Genomic DNA, 17,040 nt, shown 5'->3' with positions numbered 1-17,040 from the left:
GCGACGTAATGCACAAAAATGGGTGATGCTGCCAACTTACTGATTTAGTGTATGATGGTGTTTTTGAGGTGCTCCAGTGGCTTCTGTTTCTATCAGCTGTCCCTCCTGTTCAGCTACTGACGGGGTGGTGCGTAACGGCAAAAGCACTGCCGGACATCAGCGCTATCTCTGCTCTCACTGCCGTAAAACATGGCAACTGCAGTTCACTTACACCGCTTCTCAACCCGGTACGCACCAGAAAATCATTGATATGGCCATGAATGGTGTTGGATGCCGGGCAACCGCCCGCATTATGGGCGTTGGCCTCAACACGATTTTACGTCACTTAAAAAACTCAGGCCGCAGTCGGTAACCTCGCGCATACAGCCGGGCAGTGACGTCATCGTCTGCGCGGAAATGGACGAACAGTGGGGCTATGTCGGGGCTAAATCGCGCCAGCGCTGGCTGTTTTACGCGTATGACAGGCTCCGGAAGACGGTTTGCGCACGTATTCGGTGAACGCACTATGGCGACGCTGGGGCGTCTTATGAGCCTGCTGTCACCCTTTGACGTGGTGATATGGATGACGGATGGCTGGCCGCTGTATGAATCCCGCCTGAAGGGAAAGCTGCACGTAATCAGCAAGCGATATACGCAGCGAATTGAGCGGCATAACCTGAATCTGAGGCAGCACCTGGCACGGCTGGGACGGAAGTCGCTGTCGCTCTCAAAATCGGTGGAGCTGCATGACAAAGTCATCGGGCATTATCTGAACATAAAACACTATCAATAAGTTGGAGTCATTACCCTTTTTTCAACTTCTGATGGATGCGAGTGATTGAACTCATACATTAATGTTTTCCCACGAAGTCTTTTTTCAGGTAAGCCTTCGCACATATCGGTAAATAGCTTGCCTGCTTTTATTTTTTCTGTCATCGACATGTTCATTTTTAACATTCCGTCCTGATAAGTTGGTCGGATAAGGCGCTCGCGCCGTATCCGACATTAATTTCTTAAGCGACTTCATTCACCTGGCGACGCAGCAGGGAAAGTGGGCCGGGGCCGCTAAGCGTGAACACGGAAATTAAGGTGAAGCCCAGCGCCACCAGACCCAGCACCAGGTAAGCGCCCTGGAAACCGATGCTTTCATACATATTGCCCGCCAGAATAGACATAAAAATCATCGCCAGTTGCTTAAAGAAGCAGAAACAGACCAGATAAATCGTCGCTGAAAAACGCACTTCAAACTGGCTGGTAATATATTTAAAGCTGCCCACCAGCAGGAACGGTACTTCAAACATATGCAGCGTTTTCAGAGTAACCACTTCCAGTGCTGAGGTAGCGAACGATGAGCCAATAATACGTACTGACATAATAGTGCCAGCCAGCAGCAGGGCGTTTTTCCCACCGATGCGATTAATGATCAGTGGCGCAAAAAACATAATCGAGGCGTTAAGTAATTCGCCCATTGTCGTTACGTAGCCAAATACCCGCGTACCCTGTTCACCGGTAGCAAAGAACGAAGTAAAGAAATTAGCAAACTGTTGGTCAAAAACATCGTAGGTGCAGGAAACGCCAATAACATACAGTGACAAAAACCACAGTTTTGGCTGTCTGAACAGTTCCAGCGCCAGCTTAAGGCTAAATGCCGAATGGTTGGCACCTACCGCATTGGCAACCGTGGCAGAAGAGGGCGCATCCGTTTTGGCGAAAAAGAGTAAAACGGCGAGGAGGAGTGCACAGCCAGAACCCAGCCAGAAAACAAACTGATTATTGATGGTGAACATGATGCCGACAATCGAGGCACACAGCGCCCAGCCAACACAGCCAAACATCCGCGCGCGACCAAATTCGAAATTACTACGACGGCTGACTTTCTCGATAAATGCCTCTACTGCTGGCGCACCGGCGTTAAAACAAAAGCCAAGATAAATACCACCAACAATCGCTCCTACTAAAATGTTGTATTGTAACAGTGGCCCGAAGATAAAAATAAAGAACGGCGCAAACACCACTAACATGCCGGTAATAATCCACAGCAGGTATTTGCGCAGCCCGAGTTTGTCAGAAAGCAGACCAAACAGCGGTTGGAATAATAGCGAGAACAGAGAAATAGCGGCAAAAATAATACCCGTATCACTTTTGCTGATATGGTTGATGTCATGTAGCCAAATCGGGAAAAACGGGAAGTAGGCTCCCATGATAAAAAAGTAAAAGAAAAAGAATAAACCGAACATCCAAAAGTTTGTGTTTTTTAAATAGTACATAATGGATTTCCTGACGCGAAATACGGGCAGACATGGCCTGCCCGGTTATTATTATTTTTGACACCAGAGCAACTGGTAATGGTAGCTACCGGCGCTAAGCTGGAATTCCGCCGACACTGACGGGCTCCAGGAGTCGTCGCCACCAATCCCCATATGGAAACCGTCGATATTCAGCCATGTGCCTTCTTCCGCGTGCAGCAGATGGCGATGGCTGGTTTCCATCAGTTGCTGTTGACTGTAGCGGCTGATGTTGAACTGGAAGTCGCCGCGCCACTGGTGTGGGCCATAATTCAATTCGCGCGTCCCGCAGCGCAGACCGTTTTCGCTCGGGAAGACGTACGGGGTATACATGTCTGACAATGGCAGATCCCAGCGGTCAAAACAGGCCGCAGTAAGGCGGTCGGGATAGTTTTCTTGCGGCCCTAATCCGAGCCAGTTTACCCGCTCTGCTACCTGCGCCAGCTGGCAGGTCAGGCCAATCCGCGCCGGATGTGGCGTATTGCTCGCCACTTCAACATCAACGGTAATCGCCATTTGACCACTTCCATCAATCCGGTAGGTTTTCCGGCTGATAAATAAGGTTTTCCCCTGATGCTGCCACGCGTGGACCGTGGTAATCAGCACCGCGTCGGCAAGCGTATCTGCCGTGCACTGCAACAACGCTGCTTCGGCCTGGTAATGGCCCGCCGCCTTCCAGCGTTCGACCCAGGCGTTAGGGTCAATGCGGGTCGCTTCACTTACGCCGTCGTTATCCAGCGGTGCGCGGGTGAACTGATCGCGCAGCGGCGTCAGCAGTTGTTTTTTATCGCCAATCCACATCTGTGAAAGAAAGCCTGACTGGCGGTTAAATTGCCAACGCTTATTATCCAGCTCGATGCAAAAATCCGTTTCGCTGGTGGTCAGTTGCGGGATGGCGTGGGGCGCGGAGGGGAGTGTCACGCTGAGGTTTTCCGCCAGACGCCACTGCTGCCAGGCGCTGATGTGTCCGGCTGCTGACCATGTGGTCGCGTTCGGTTGCACTACGTGAACCGTTAGCCAGAGTTGTCCGGCGCTCTTCGGCTGCGGTAGTCCAGGCAGTTCAATCAACTGTTTACCTTGTGGAGCGACATCCAGAGGCACTTCACCGCTTGCCAGCGGCTTGCCATCCAGCGCCACCATCCAGTGCAGGAGCTCGTTATCGCTATGACGGAACAGGTATTCGCTGGTCACTTCGATGGTTCGCCCGGATAAACTGAACTGGAAAAACTGCTGCTGGTGTTTTGCTTCCGTCAGCGCCGGATGCGGCGTGCGGTCGGCAAAGACCAGACCGTTCATGCAGAACTGGCGATCATTCGGCGTATCGCCAAAATCACCGCCGTAAGCCGACCACGGATTGCCATTTTCATCATATTTAATCAGCGACTGATCCACCCAGTCCCAGACGAAGCCGCCCTGTAAACGGGGGTACTGACGAAACGCCTGCCAGTATTTAGCGAAGCCGCCAAGACTGTTACCCATCGCGTGGGCGTATTCGCAAAGGATCAGTGGGCGCGTCTCTCCAGGCAACGAAAGCCATTTTTTGATGGACCATTTCGGCACAGCCGGGAAGGGCTGGTCTTCATCCACGCGCGCGTACATCGGGCAAATAATATCGGTTGCGAAGGTGTCGGCTCCGCCGCCTTCATACTGTACCGGGCGGGAAGGATCGACAGATTTGATCCAGCGATAGAGTGCGTCGTGATTAGCGCCGTGGCCTGATTCATTCCCCAGCGACCAGATGATCACACTCGGGTGATTACGATCGCGCTGCACCATTCGCGTTACGCGTTCGCTCATCGCGGGTAGCCAGCGCGGATCATCGGTCAGACGATTCATTGGCACCATGCCGTGGGTTTCAATGTTGGCTTCATCCACCACATACAGGCCGTAGTGGTCGCACAGCGTGTACCACAGCGGATGGTTCGGATAATGCGAACAGCGCACGGCGTTAAAGTTGTTCTGCTTCATCAGCAGGATATCCTGCACCATCGTCTGCTCATCCATGACCTGACCATGCAGAGGATGATGCTCGTGACGGTTAACGCCGCGAATCAGCAACGGCTTGCCGTTCAGCAGCAGCAGACCATTTTCAATCCGCACCTCGCGGAAACCGACATCGCAGGCTTCTGCTTCAATCAGCGTGCCGTCGGCGGTGTGCAGTTCAACCACCGCACGATAGAGATTCGGGATTTCGGCGCTCCACAGTTTCGGGTTTTCGACGTTCAGACGTAGGGTGACGTGATCGGCATAACCACCACGCTCATCGATAATTTCACCGCCGAAAGGCGCGGTGCCGCTGGCGACCTGCGTTTCACCCTGCCACAAAGAAACCGTCACCCGCAGCTCATCGCGCAGCTCGCCGTACATCTGAACGTCTGCCTCCAGTACAGCGCGGCTGAAATCATCATTAAAGTGAGTGGCTACATGGAAATCGCTGATTTGCGTGCTCGGTTTATGCAGCAACGAGACGTCACGGAAAATGCCGCTCATCCGCCACATATCCTGATCTTCCAGATAACTGCCGTCACTCCAGCGCAGCACCATCACCGCGAGGCGGTTTTCTCCGGCGCGTAAAAATGTGCTCAGGTCAAATTCAGACGGCAAACGGCTGTCCTGGCCGTAACCGACCCAGCGCCCGTTGCACCACAGATGAAACGCCGAGTTAACGCCATCAAAAATAATTCGCGTCTGGCCTTCCTGTAGCCAGCTTTCATCAACATTAAATGTGAGCGAGTAACAACCAGTCGGATTCTCCGTGGGAACAAATGGCGGATTGACCGTAATGGGATAGGTCACGTTGGTGTAGATGGGCGCGTCGTAACCGTGCATCTGCCAGTTTGAGGGGACGACGACAGTATCGGCGACAGGAAGATCGCACTCCAGCCAGCTTTCCGGAACCGCTTCTGGTGCCGGAAACCAGACAAATTGCCACTCACCATTCAGGCTGCGCAACTGTTGGGAAGGGAGATTGGTGCGGGCCTCTTCGCTATTACGCCAGCTGGCGAAAGGGGGATGTGCTGCAAGGCGATTAAGTTGGGTAACGCCAGGGTTTTCCCAGTCACGACGTTGTAATACGACGGCCAGTGAATCCGTAATCATAGTCATAGCTGTATCCTGTGTGAAATTGTTATCCGCTAACAATTTCACACAACATACGAGTCGGACGCATAAAGTGTAAAGCCTGGGGTGCCTAATGAGTGAGCTGACTCACATTAATTGCGTTGCGCTCACTGCCCGCTTTCCAGTCGGGAAACTTGTCGTGCCAGCTGCATTAATGAATCGGCCAACGCGCGGGGAGAGGCGGTTTGCGTCTTGGGCGCCAGGGTGGTTTTTCTTTTCACCAGAGAGACGGGCAAAAGCTGATTGCCCTTCACCGCCTGGCCCTGAGAGAGTTGCAGCAAGCGGTCCACGCTGGTTTGCCCCAGCAGGCGAAAATCCTGTTTGATGGTGGTTAACGGCGGGATATAACACGAGCTGTCTTCGGTATCGTCGTATCCCACTACCGAGATATCCGCACCAACGCGCAACCCGGACTCGGTAATGGCGCGCATTGCGCCCAGCGCCATCTGATCGTTGGCAACCAGCATCGCAGTGGGAACGATGCCCTCATTTAGCATTTGCATGGTTTGTTGAAAACCGGACATGGCACTCCAGTCGCCTTCCCGTTCCGCTATCGGCTGAATTTGATTGCGAGTGAGATATTTATGCCAGCCCGCCAGACGCAGACGCGCCGAGACAGAACTTAATGGGCCCGCTAACAGCGCGATTTGCTGGTGACCCAATGCGACCAGATGCTCCACGCCCAGTCGCGTACCGTCTTCATGGGAGAAAATAATACTGTTGATGGGAGTCTGGTCAGAGACATCAAGAAATAACGCCGGAACATTAGCGCAGGCAGCTTCCACAGCAATGGCATCCTGGTCATCCAGCGGATAGTTAATGATCAGCCCACTGACGCGTTGCGCGAGAAGATTGTGCACCGCCGCTTTACAGGCTTCGACGCCGCTTCGTTCTACCATCGACACCACCACGCTGGCACCCAGTTGATCGGCGCGAGATTTAATCGCCGCGACAATTTGCGACGGCGCGTGCAGGGCCAGACTGGAGGTAGCAACGCCAATCAGCAACGACTGTTTGCCCGCCAGTTGTTGTGCCACGCGGTTGGGAATGTAGTTCAGCTGCGCCATCGCCGCTTCCACCTTTTCCCGCGTTTTCGCAGAGACGTGGCTGGCCTGGTTCATCACGCGGGAAACGGTCTGATAAGAGACACCGGCATACTCTGCGACATCGTATAGCGTTACTGGTTTCACATTTACCACCCTGAATTGACTCTCTTCGGGTGCTATCATGCCATACCACGAAATGTTTTGCGCCATTCGGAGGGGGCACGCCGAAGTGAGATTCAAAATGCCGACGTCAGTTCACAGGTGGGTAATGATACCAACGTGTTGATTTCGTATTTTCACTGACACCAGGATCATCCTGATGTTACAAGGATTGAATGACTACAGATTAAAATAGTCATCAACAGGTTGACAGCATTACCCAGAATATCGGGTAATGACTCCAACTTATTGATAGTGTTTTATGTTCAGATAATGCCCGATGACTTTGTCATGCAGCTCCACCGATTTTGAGAACGACAGCGACTTCCGTCCCAGCCGTGCCAGGTGCTGCCTCAGATTCAGGTTATGCCGCTCAATTCGCTGCGTATATCGCTTGCTGATTACGTGCAGCTTTCCCTTCAGGCGGGGTTCATACAGCGGCCAGCCATCCGTCATCCATATCACCACGTCAAAGGGTGACAGCAGGCTCATAAGACGCCCCAGCGTCGCCATAGTGCGTTCACCGAATACGTGCGCAACAACCGTCTTCCGGAGCCTGTCATACGCGTAAAAAAGCCAGCGCTGGCGCGATTTAGCCCCGACGTATCCCCACTGTTCGTCCATTTCCGCGCAGACGATGACGTCACTGCCCGGCTGTATGCGCGAGGTTACCGACTGCGGCCTGAGTTTTTTAAATGGCGGAAAATCGTGTTGAGGCCAACGCCCATAATGCGGGCAGAGGGCCAGGCGAAGCGGCCGCGTTCCAGCCGTTTGGTCAGCAGGCACAGCCCGTCGCCGGTGGACCACAGCAGTTTGACCTTACTGCCGCTGCGGCCCCGGAAGATGAAGACATGGCCGGACATCGGGTCATCTTTCAGCATCGTCTGCACCTTTGCGGCGAGACCATTGAAGCCGTTGCGCATGTCGGTGATACCGGCAACCAGCCAGATTTTGGTGCCTGTTGGCAGGTGGTTATCACTTCCTTTATCTGTCCTGTGATGATCCTTATGACTTCGCCAGACTACTTCACCACACACATGGGTCTGCCAGATACCGGTTCGGGATGGATTTCCGCTTCTACGCTGAACACCGTCTTTAGAAGCTCTGGTTTCATCACTGCTTCCGGAGCACCTTGCGCCATCACGCGACCGCTTGCCAGTACCACCAGATGATCGCAATAGCGGCTGGCCTGATTCAGATCGTGGAGTACCGTCACTACGGTTTTCCCCTGCCTTTTGAGTTCAACCATCAGGCGCATCAGTTCAACCTGATGATTGATATCGAGGTAGGTCGTAGGCTCATCAAGAAGAATGAGTGGGGTATCCTGTGCCAGCACCATCGCCAGAAACGCACGCTGGCGCTGGCCGCCGGAAAGCTGGGTTAACCTGCGGTCAGCCAGATTGCGCGTCCGGGTCTGACTCATTGCCACGTTGACCCGCTCGTTGTCTTCCGCGGAGAGTCGCCCCCACAACGACAGCCACGGGCTGCGGCCGTAGGAAACCAGCTCCCGTACAGTGATCCCCTCGGGGGATAAATGGTGTTGCGGCAGTAAAGCCAGGCGGCGAGCCAGCTGGCGGGCGGAAAAACCGGCTATGGGTTTTTCATCAAGCAATATCTCGCCAGAGTCTGGTGTTAACAGGCGAGAAAAACAGTTCAACAGCGTCGATTTCCCGCAACCGTTAGGGCCGAGCAGGGCCGTGATTTTTCCGGCAGGCAGGGCGAGAGAAAGTCCATCCAGCACGGTTTGTGCGCCATAGCTGGCGGTCAGATTTTCAGTACGTAATCTCATTTATCGCATTCTCACAAGCAGCCAGACAAACCACGGTGCGCCGATAATGGCGGTCAGCACGCCTGCCGGAAGCTCCATCGGCGGATGAATGATTCGTGCCAGCAGATCGGCAATGACCAGCAACAACGCGCCCGTCAGGGCCGAAACGGGCATCAGCCAGCGGTGATGCCCGCCGGCGATCCTGCGCACCATGTGCGGCACGACGAGACCAATAAAACTTATCGGGCCACAGACGGCCACGCCGGTTGCTGTCATCGCGACAGCCAGCATCAGCCCCTGGAACCGGGTGCGCTGAACCGACACGCCGAGCGTGGCTGCTCGTGCATCGCCCAGCGCCAGCAGGTCGAGATCGCGACAAAAGCGCAGGCTCAGCGGCAAAAACAGAATGAGCAACGGCACGGCAATCTTCACAAAGTGCCAGTCGCGCCCCCATAAGCTACCCGTCAGCCACAGCAGGGCACTGTTTACATCCTGCGGGTGCAGGAGCATCAGGTAATCCGTCAGGCTCGCCCAGCAGGCGGAAAGCGCCACGCCGGTGAGCGCCAGCTTCATCGGCTGGTGGGTCTTTGCCAGCATCTTCAGCAAGATCAACCCCGCCATACCGCCCGCAAAGGCCAGCAGCGGCAGCACCATCACGGATAGTGATGGCATAAGAAGCAGTGCTCCCACAGAGGCAAGGCTGGCGGCATGGTTAATGCCGAGAATATCCGGTGATGCTAGCGGGTTACGCACAATCCCCTGTACCAGCACGCCCGCCACGGCGAGGGCTGCACCGACAAACAGTGCCAGCAGCAAGCGCGGCAGTCGGTACTCCATCAATACATAATAATGCTCGCGTCCGTCCTGCCAGTCGGTCAGCAGCGCGCGCCACGGCACGGGGATCACCCCCATATGGAGTGATAACAGCGCACAGCCTGCCAGGGCAAGGGTGATGAAAATGACCAGCGCAATTTTCATCCTCGCCTCCTCACCAGCCAGACAAAGCAAGGACTGCCAATCAGCGCCAGCACTGCGCCTGCGGGCAGATCGCCGGGGAAGGCCAGCGCGCGTGCGAGTACATCTGCCATCAGCATCAGCGTGGCCCCCAGCAGCATGCTCACCGGCAGTACGTTGCGCTGATCGAAGCCTGCCCAGAAGCGCGCCAGATGTGGCACCAGCAGGCCGATAAACGCCACCGGACCTGCCACACTGACGCACGCGCCAACCAGAAGCAGCACTAACATATTGATGATCAAACGTAGTCTCGGCAGGTTCACTCCCAGCGTATGGGCGGTACTGTCGCTGACGTTGAGCAGGTTCAGTTGATTCGCCAGCAGCAACACGACAGGGACTGCAGTGACCACCACCGGCAAGAGCTGCCAGACATCCTGCCAGTGGGCGTGGGACACTCCGCCTGCCAGCCAGTAAAAGATGCCGTAAGCATGATCTTCGGCCAGCAGCAGGGTGATGCGGGTCAGGGCCATACAAAAGGCCGACAGCGCGATACCCGCGAGGATCAGTTTGTTTCTGTCCTGGGTATGACGAAACCCGCCTCCTGCGGTCATGACCAGCAGCCAGCTCACGCCGCCCCCGCATGCCGCGATGAACGACAGGGAATAGCCTGCAACCGGCGTCGGACTCAGCGCGCTGGTAAGCGCCATAGCCAGCGCCGCGCCGCTGTTAATGCTGAGCAGTGAAGGAGAGGCCATTGGGTTGTGGGTCAGGGTTTGCAGCAGCGTGCCCGCGAGCGCCAGGCTTGCGCCGATCAGAACGGCGACCAGGCTTCGCGGCAAACGAAGGTTTTGCACCAGCGCTTCTGGTAGCGTTGGCGTGTGTCCAGGCAGCAGGGCGCGGATTGCGTCTGCTCCGGAAACAGGAATGGCCGAGTAGCAAAACAGACTCAGCCAGAAAATAATAATAAGTACTGCAACGGGAAGCCCCCACAGCAGCACCGGGTGTTTTAGCGCGGTCATTTCACATCGGTAAGCGGCTGATGGTGGAAGATTTTTACCGTGTCAGCGGCAATACGCTCTGCGGCAAAAATACCGCGCATCCGCGCCCAGGCGTTACTGTCGACTGAAGCAACCTGCTGCTTCTGCGCGGCGGTTAATATCTGCCAGAGCGGATCTTGTTGCCAGCGTTTAACAATGCTCTCTTCGCGATAGTGGGCAACCAGCAGCCAGGCAGGATTGACCGCCAGCAGTTGCTCCAGGCCGATGGACGGCATGGACGCGCCCGCCATCGTAGCGGGAACGTTCAGCCCCAGAGAAGCCAGCACGCTGCCGGTCCAGGTCTCCTGGGTATGCAGGTTGAATAGCTGTTCGCGTGATGTGCCAAAGGCCACGCGTGTCCCTGTGGGAAGCTGGCTGGCCCACTGCGCCATCTTCTCTTTATGTTGTTCCAGACGCGCCTGCATCTCTCGTTTTTTACCTACCACTTCGCCGATGATAGCCGCTGAGTGCAAATTTTCAGCGTAGGTTTCGTTGCGGGACTTAAGCAGCAGTACCGGCGCGATTTGCTGCAAGGCGGTGTAAATCCCCGCATGGCGACTGCTGTCGGCAATGATCAGGTCTGGTTTCAGGGCAGCAATGGCTTCCAGGCTCGGCTGCGCGCGCGTTCCGACGGACTGCCACGGTTTCAGGTGCGCACGCACTTTGGGCAGGATGCGTTTTGCATCGTTATCGTCGGCAATACCGATCGGGCTGACGTCCACGGCGGCCAGCGCATCGGCGAACGAGAGTTCCAGCACCACAATCCGTTGTGGCGTTTTATCGAGTGTAAACGTGCCGTGTTCGTCCTGAACCGTGGCGGCAAAGGCGTGGCCGATCACCAGCAGCAGGCCTGCAAAAAGAAAACGGATAAATGCCAACATAGTCACATTCCAGCTAAAAGCCCGGCAAGCCGGGCGTTAACACATCAGAACTTCAACGACCCCTGCATATACAGCGTGCGCGGCTGGCCTGCGTAGATGCCTTTGTTGTTGTCGTCATAAGAGCGGATGAAGTAGTCCTGGTCGAAGATGTTTTTCACACCGAACGCCAGGTTCAGATCTGCCATCTGCGGGCCAAAGTCATACGCCACGCGTGCGCCCCAGAGCATGAAGCCGGGAATACGGCCGGTACTGCCGTCGGCGCTCTCTTTCACTGTATTGGCGTTATCCGCAAACTGGCTGGACTGGAAATCGCTGTTCAGATTGAACGTCCAGTTGCCCGGCTTGTAGTCCACGCCCAGCGTGCCTTTATGTTTCGGGGAGAATGGCACCTGATTGCCATAGGTGTCGCCTTTCTCGCGGATTTCCGCGTTCACATACGCATAGCTGGCGTAGACGGAAACGTTATCAAGCGTTGGCGTTAGCGTACCCAGGTCGTAACGTGCCTGCGTTTCCAGCCCGGTATGGCGCGTTTTGCCACGTGCAGTGACGGTGTCGTTGGTCTGGTTGGAGTCGTACTGATTGTTAAAGTTAATCAGGAACAGCCCCATTTCCGCCGTCAGCGCGCCGTCGTCGTAGCGGGTACCGAGTTCCCAGGTTCGCGCTTTTTCCGGTTCCACATTGCCGCTTTGCACAGCCTTGCCAATCTGGCTGTACTGTACGGTGCCGAACGAGCCTTCAGTGTTTGCATAAAGATTCCAGCTATCAGTCAGGTGATAGAGCACGTTCAACGCCGGAAGCGGTGCGTTATAGCTCACCTCTTCGTGCGTGCCTTTGATGGCGTTGTTCTGGTATGACTCGATATGTTCGAAACGCATACCCGGCGTGATGGTCCAGTTGCCGATGTCGATTTTGTCATCCAGATACCAGGCGTGCGCCTCGGTGCCGGAACGCGTGTCGCGGTCGTAAGGGCTTGAGCCAGACGGCAACTGCCCGCTGCTGGTGGCGGTGTAGTAACGCATTTCATGCGTTGATTCATTCACATAGCGATAGCCCACGCCCACTTCGTGCGCGGAAGGGCCGATCATAAAGCTCTGGCTGTAGCGTGGCTCAATACCGCGCACCCAGTAGTTACGCGGCGAGAGGGTGATGCGTTTGCCTTGCTCCAGGTAGCCGCTGCGCAGGGTTTGGGTGTAGAACCCCTGAATGTTGAATTTATGCTGGCTGTCCGGCTGGAACTGGTAGCCCAGGCTCGCCAGCTTGCGACGGCCCCAGAAGCGGTCATACGGGCGGGTGGATTGCCAGCGATCGGCGTCGTAATCCGCGCGGGACAGGCCGCCGGGCATGTCGGCTTCACCATCGTAATATTGCAGCAGGCTGTTGAAGGTGTGCACCTCATTCGGCGCATATTTGCTTTTCAGCATCAGGTCGTCGATGCGGGTGGCGCTGTGCTCGCGCCAGTCACTGCCGCGCGTGCCGGAGTAGAGCAGCGCGGTGCCAAAACCGTTGTCCGCTGTGCCGCCCACCATCAGGTTGTGCGTCTCTTTCGGGTTGTTTTGTGAAGAGGTTGGGCTGAGCTGACCTTCCACCCCCGCCTCGATACCAAAGTCCTGCGGAATGGCGCGGGTAACAAAGTTCACCACGCCGCCCACGCTCTGCGGTCCGTAACGCACCGCACCACCACCGCGCACCACGTCAATGGCATCCATGTTGCCGAGCGAAACGGGAGCCAGTGAAAGCTGCGGCTGACCGTAAGGGGCAAAGGGGACGGGGATGCCGTCCATCAGGACGGTCGAGCGGCTGGCGAGGCGTGGGTTCAGGCCCCGGATGCCAAAGTTCATCGCCAGGTCGTGGCTGCCGGTGCCGTTGTTTTCCGGCGCGCTGACGCCAGGGATGCGGTTAAGCACCTCACGCATGGTGGTTGCGCCGGTTTTGGCGAAATCCTCACGGCGGATCACGTCACGCGCGCCAGCATGTTCAAATACGTCGTTTTCACGCGCATCGCCCAGCCAGTCGCCGACCACGGTCAGGGCATCTTCTTTTGGCGCGGGCGCGGGCTCCAGCGTCCAGCTGTTATTTCCCAGCGGTTTTACCTGCAGTCCGCTGCCGTCCAGCAGCTGTTGCAGGCCGCTCTCGACGTCGTAATCTCCGTGCAGGCCGTTGCTCTGCTTGCCGCGCGTCAGGCTGGCGTCAACCGAGAGGGTAATTCCGCTGTGTGCGGCATACTGATTGAGCGCTTTGTCGAGCGATCCCGGTGCGATATCAACCTGTGCAGCAAAAGCGGAAAACGAGAGACCGGCCAGCGGCAGCAGGCTCAGGCGAATGGCGTTAACCAAAGGTGTTGTTTTACGAAAAACGCGTAACGGCGTCATACCTTCTCCATCATCATTTTTGTTGTGTTCAGCTATGAGTCGAACGAGAAGGGTAAAAAGGACAATCGAAATGAGAATTATTTTTCTTACAGCGGTGAAATGTTTATCCAGTACCGCGTAATAGACTGAATTTTAACGGGAAGCGTTTGAGCGATAACGTTCAGGATCGCATCGGTATTTTTCAGCGGGAACGTCCCGCTCAGGCGCAGCCCGGCAACGGCGGGATCGCAGCGCAGCACGCCGTTGCGGTAACGGCTTAGCGTGGCTATCACCTCACCCAGCGGTTTATCGCTGAAGCTCAGGATGCCCTTCGTCCAGCTTGTACTCTCGTCATCCAGCGGTTTCACTGCGCCAAACTCAGAGGCGCTGAACTGCAGGCTTTCACCAGCGTTCACGATGCGTTTTTGCGCGGGGGCACTGGCGAGAAGCACTTCCACGGCGTGCTGCTGCACGTCAAGCTGCGTGAAATTATCCTGCTGGCGGACGGTAAATTCTGTCCCTAAAGCGGTGAGTTGGCCCTGACGGGTCAGGACGCGGAAGGGGCGTTGCTGCGCATCTTTCGCGGTAGTAATGGCGATTTCACCGTACCAGAGCCGGACGGTGCGCTGATGCGCATCATAACGCACATCCGCCGCGCTTTGGGTATTCAGCGTGAGCAGGGAGCCATCTTCCAGTTGCTGACGGCTGACTGCGCCTTTGGCGGTGCGGTAATCTGCCCGCAGACCTTCGCCGGTTTCCGACTGCCAGAGTTGCCAGCCTCCGCCAGCGCCGAGCAACAGCAGTAATCCTTTCATCACGTGACGGCGGGTGAGGCGGGTATCGTGCAGCGCCCGGCTGGCAACGTCGCCAGGCACACCGCCAAGCTGGTTGCGCAGGTTTTCAACCTGCTGCCAGGCCCACTGGTTATCCTGATCCTGTTCATACCACTGTTGCCAGCGCGCTTCCTGTTGTGGGCTGACGCGCTCGCCGCTTAGCACGGCATACCAGTGGGAAGCTGAACGCAGCGCCTGACGGCGGGAATCGGTTAACGAAGGATTCATAACCCATGCTCCAGACGAAACAGCAGGCAGTGCTCGACGGCTTTCGCCACGTATTTTTTCACGGAGCTGACGGAAACACCGAGTTTGTGCGCAATCTCGCTGTATGTCAGGCCATCCAGTTGCGAAAGCAGAAACGCTTCACGTGTTTTTCCGTTTAGCCCGTCCAGCATGCTGTCGACGAGTTGTAGGGTCTCGAGCTGGCTTTCGCGTTCCTCAGGTGAAGGCGCTACCCCCTCCGGCATAAGCGCCAGCATCTCCAGATACGCTTTTTCCAGCGCGTTTCGGCGAAACAGGTCCACCATCACGCGTTTGGCGATAGTGCACAGGAAAGAGCGAGGATCGCGGATCGTCGAGAGCGTTTCGCTGCTCATTACCCGCAAAAAAGTGTCCTGGGCAATGTCATCTGCATCAAAAGCAGACTGGAGTTTGCGCGTCAGCCAACTTTTCAACCAGCCGTTATGGGTGCCATAAAGCGACTCGAACGTTAAGGAAGCTGTGGTAGTGGCACGGTCAGACATGCGGAGTGCATCAAAAGTTAATTATCACGTAGCCATATTAATATGAGAATGGTTATCATTACAATTGGAAATAAAATTGTTTCCAATAAACATTTTTAACATGTTGTTTTTCTAAGTGTTATAAGGTAGGTATAAAATGGGATGGATCCTCTGCTTCTGGCATCTGTCGGTCAGAATGACATCATGATGTGGTCTGCTATTATTGACATCCTCCCCGCCCTTTAGGGCGGGGAGGATGTCAACTATGAGTGTTGCCTGAAATGTCGCCAGCCCCCGGTACAGCAGAAGTATCTCGGGCTTTCTGCGTTTGCTCCTGGTGGGTATGGCCCCCGCAAGCGGGGGTTATTGCTAACTGTCGTTTCAACAAAAAGTAACTTTTTTCACTTTGCCCCTCAGTACAAATTAGGGGCTTGCCGCGGATGTACCATGCCTGAATATCTTCGAGTGATGATTTGGTGCGGCTTTGTTGAATAAATCAGATTTCGGGTTCCACCTGACTGACCTGCTGCCAGAGCGGGGCGTGATGCTCCGGCACGGTCTGCCAGCCGGATGCAGCCGAACAGAGACGGTGCGATGCCATCTGCTGCTCATTACTGTAGATCCGCAGTTCATCATCCAGCGAGATCCGTATTGATACCGGCTGGCCACACAGGCTTTCCGGCACGCTGTAACGGTTTCCGCCAACCTCGATATAGCCATCCCAGGAGACATGACGGATATCGAAGTAGCTGGTATCGAAGTCCGTATCCGGCAACGGCTGCAGATGCTCCTGTTCCTGCGTGAAGCGCTGTTCCGGTGTCTGCCTGAACTGGCGAAGTTCTCGCCTGTCGGCATCGTCAGCCATCCACTGCTCCAGTAGCTGATTAACCTGGGCGAAGCTGTCGAACCGGCGGTACCGGACGAAGAAGTTCTCCTTGAGGTATTTCACCATCCGCTCCACCTTACCTTTGGTTCTGGCCCTTCGTGGACGGCATGCCCGTGGCAGGAAGCCATAGTGATCGGCCAGCAGCAGGAACCCGGAGTTGAACACCATCTTCCCGTTGTTATTTTTCAGCACTGCGGCTTTCTGATTATCGACCAGCACGGTTTTCACGCTGCCGCCGAAGTAGCGGAAGGCGCGGACCAGTGACTCATAGGTATGTTCAGCATCCTGCTTTGGTGCCGCGAAGACATGGAAGCGACGTGAGAACCCCAGCGTGTTAACCGCGAAGTTAACCCTGCATCGTTGCCCGGCAACCTCAGCCTCAACTTCTCCCCAGTCATGCTGGAGCTGGTAACCGGGCTGAGTTTCGAAGCGAACCGTTTTCTTCGATGGCCGCATCTTACGTTTTGGCTGGATGTAGTAACGCAACATGGAGCGTCCGCCGGTATAACCCATCGCTTTGATTTCCGCGAGGATGACCTCGCCGTTCCAGACATTCTCAGCCAGACGCATGTCGATATAGTCCATGAACGGCCTGAGTTTGGCCATTTTGTGGCGTGTTTTTCTGGCCGGAGGTTCCGGGTATTTCAGGTACCGTCTGACAGTCCGCTCAGAGCAACCAACCTGAGTGGCAATATCAACAATATACGCACCCTGCTGGCGCATTTGCTTTATCATGTAAAAGTCCTCATGAGCATGTTTGGTCAGGACGAAACACTGTTCAGTGGTGTGCTGCGTTACACCAGCGTTTTTGATTTGACCTGCCACCCAACTCTGACATTGCCCTGCGGGCGTACTGCTGCAGGCGCACCAATCGCCTTCCAGCTTGTTGCACCACATTTTGGCGAAACCGCATTGATACAGTCTGGCTGGGCGTGGCAGCAGGTTACTGACTGGCATCGCACTCATCCCGCCCTTTAATTTTCTTTGCTCCAGCCAACAGGCTGGAGCAATCAGTTATG

General features: G+C 55.6%; 13 protein-coding genes and 4 pseudogenes. 3 read left to right on the top strand and 14 right to left on the bottom strand.

From position 1 onward, the window contains the following. Positions 1 to 76 precede the first annotated feature (76 nt). Both K9N75_RS22785 and K9N75_RS22780 read left to right on the top strand, forming a co-directional pair. Positions 77 to 352, top strand: a complete 276-nt coding sequence (locus tag K9N75_RS22785) for an IS1-like element transposase (RefSeq protein WP_000179213.1) — start codon at positions 77 to 79, stop codon at positions 350 to 352. Further along, positions 271 to 772: pseudogene (locus K9N75_RS22780) on the top strand (IS1 family transposase). The gene K9N75_RS22785 and the pseudogene K9N75_RS22780 overlap by 82 nt, the downstream one beginning before the upstream one ends. A 14-nt stretch (positions 773 to 786) precedes the next feature. On the opposite strand, the pseudogene K9N75_RS21900 reads toward K9N75_RS22780, so the two are convergent. The 14 genes and pseudogenes from K9N75_RS21900 to istA form a co-directional block, all read right to left on the bottom strand. Then, positions 787 to 927, bottom strand: a pseudogene (locus tag K9N75_RS21900) (maltose acetyltransferase domain-containing protein); the annotation flags it as partial. 65 nt (positions 928 to 992) lie between these two features. Further along, on the bottom strand, positions 993 to 2,246 hold the full coding sequence (gene lacY, locus K9N75_RS21895; protein ID WP_046361014.1) for a lactose permease: 1,254 nt from the start codon (positions 2,244 to 2,246) through the stop codon (positions 993 to 995). 51 nt (positions 2,247 to 2,297) lie between these two features. Beyond that, positions 2,298 to 5,369: a beta-galactosidase gene (gene lacZ, locus K9N75_RS21890; RefSeq protein WP_046361013.1), complete on the bottom strand. Its 3,072-nt coding sequence runs from the start codon at positions 5,367 to 5,369 to the stop codon at positions 2,298 to 2,300. 122 nt (positions 5,370 to 5,491) lie between these two features. Further along, positions 5,492 to 6,574 carry a DNA-binding transcriptional repressor LacI gene (gene lacI / locus K9N75_RS21885; protein WP_024193489.1) on the bottom strand — a complete coding sequence of 361 codons (1,083 nt, stop codon included), beginning with the start codon at positions 6,572 to 6,574 and terminating at the stop codon, positions 5,492 to 5,494. A 261-nt stretch (positions 6,575 to 6,835) separates the two neighbouring features. After that, positions 6,836 to 7,329 (bottom strand): annotated as a pseudogene (locus K9N75_RS22775) (IS1-like element IS1B family transposase); the annotation flags it as partial. Next, positions 7,321 to 7,512: pseudogene (tnpB, locus tag K9N75_RS22770) on the bottom strand (IS66 family insertion sequence element accessory protein TnpB); the annotation flags it as partial. The pseudogenes K9N75_RS22775 and tnpB, both read right to left, overlap by 9 nt. A 98-nt stretch (positions 7,513 to 7,610) precedes the next feature. After that, entirely contained in the window at positions 7,611 to 8,378 is a 768-nt protein-coding gene (gene fecE / locus K9N75_RS21870; protein WP_001572449.1) for a Fe(3+) dicitrate ABC transporter ATP-binding protein FecE, read from the bottom strand. Beyond that, positions 8,379 to 9,335: a Fe(3+) dicitrate ABC transporter permease subunit FecD gene (gene fecD / locus K9N75_RS21865; RefSeq protein WP_001572450.1), complete on the bottom strand. Its 957-nt coding sequence runs from the start codon at positions 9,333 to 9,335 to the stop codon at positions 8,379 to 8,381. It abuts the gene before it with no gap. Beyond that, on the bottom strand, positions 9,332 to 10,330 hold the full coding sequence (gene fecC / locus K9N75_RS21860; protein WP_046360979.1) for an iron-dicitrate ABC transporter permease FecC: 999 nt from the start codon (positions 10,328 to 10,330) through the stop codon (positions 9,332 to 9,334). The genes fecD and fecC overlap by 4 nt, the downstream gene beginning before the upstream one ends. Then, the gene (gene fecB, locus K9N75_RS21855; RefSeq protein ID WP_046360980.1) at positions 10,327 to 11,229 is read right to left on the bottom strand and encodes a Fe(3+) dicitrate ABC transporter substrate-binding protein FecB; all 903 of its coding nucleotides are present in this window, start codon (positions 11,227 to 11,229) and stop codon (positions 10,327 to 10,329) included. Before fecB ends, fecC begins: the two co-directional genes overlap by 4 nt. Positions 11,230 to 11,273: 44 nt before the next feature. Further along, positions 11,274 to 13,598 carry a TonB-dependent Fe(3+) dicitrate receptor FecA gene (gene fecA, locus K9N75_RS21850; RefSeq protein ID WP_020325014.1) on the bottom strand — a complete coding sequence of 775 codons (2,325 nt, stop codon included), beginning with the start codon at positions 13,596 to 13,598 and terminating at the stop codon, positions 11,274 to 11,276. A gap of 86 nt (positions 13,599 to 13,684) precedes the next feature. After that, the gene (gene fecR, locus K9N75_RS21845) at positions 13,685 to 14,638 is read right to left on the bottom strand and encodes a ferric citrate uptake sigma factor regulator FecR (protein ID WP_017146590.1); all 954 of its coding nucleotides are present in this window, start codon (positions 14,636 to 14,638) and stop codon (positions 13,685 to 13,687) included. Beyond that, complete coding sequence (gene fecI / locus K9N75_RS21840) at positions 14,635 to 15,156, bottom strand: RNA polymerase sigma factor FecI (protein WP_001572456.1); 522 nt, start codon at positions 15,154 to 15,156, stop codon at positions 14,635 to 14,637. Before fecI ends, fecR begins: the two co-directional genes overlap by 4 nt. A gap of 475 nt (positions 15,157 to 15,631) precedes the next feature. After that, positions 15,632 to 16,756: an IS21 family transposase gene (gene istA, locus K9N75_RS21830; protein WP_032237994.1), complete on the bottom strand. Its 1,125-nt coding sequence runs from the start codon at positions 16,754 to 16,756 to the stop codon at positions 15,632 to 15,634. A 12-nt stretch (positions 16,757 to 16,768) separates the two neighbouring features. Here istA and K9N75_RS21825 point away from each other — a divergent pair, with 12 nt between their 5' ends. Beyond that, positions 16,769 to 16,999, top strand: coding sequence for an amidase family protein (locus tag K9N75_RS21825; protein WP_024193449.1), 231 nt, complete (start codon positions 16,769 to 16,771; stop codon positions 16,997 to 16,999). Positions 17,000 to 17,040 lie beyond the last annotated feature (41 nt).

The organism is Hafnia paralvei (assembly GCF_020150375.1).
In the GTDB taxonomy this organism is placed as follows: Bacteria; Pseudomonadota; Gammaproteobacteria; order Enterobacterales; family Enterobacteriaceae; genus Hafnia; species Hafnia paralvei.
This window is presented reverse-complemented; position numbering and strand designations above follow the sequence as displayed.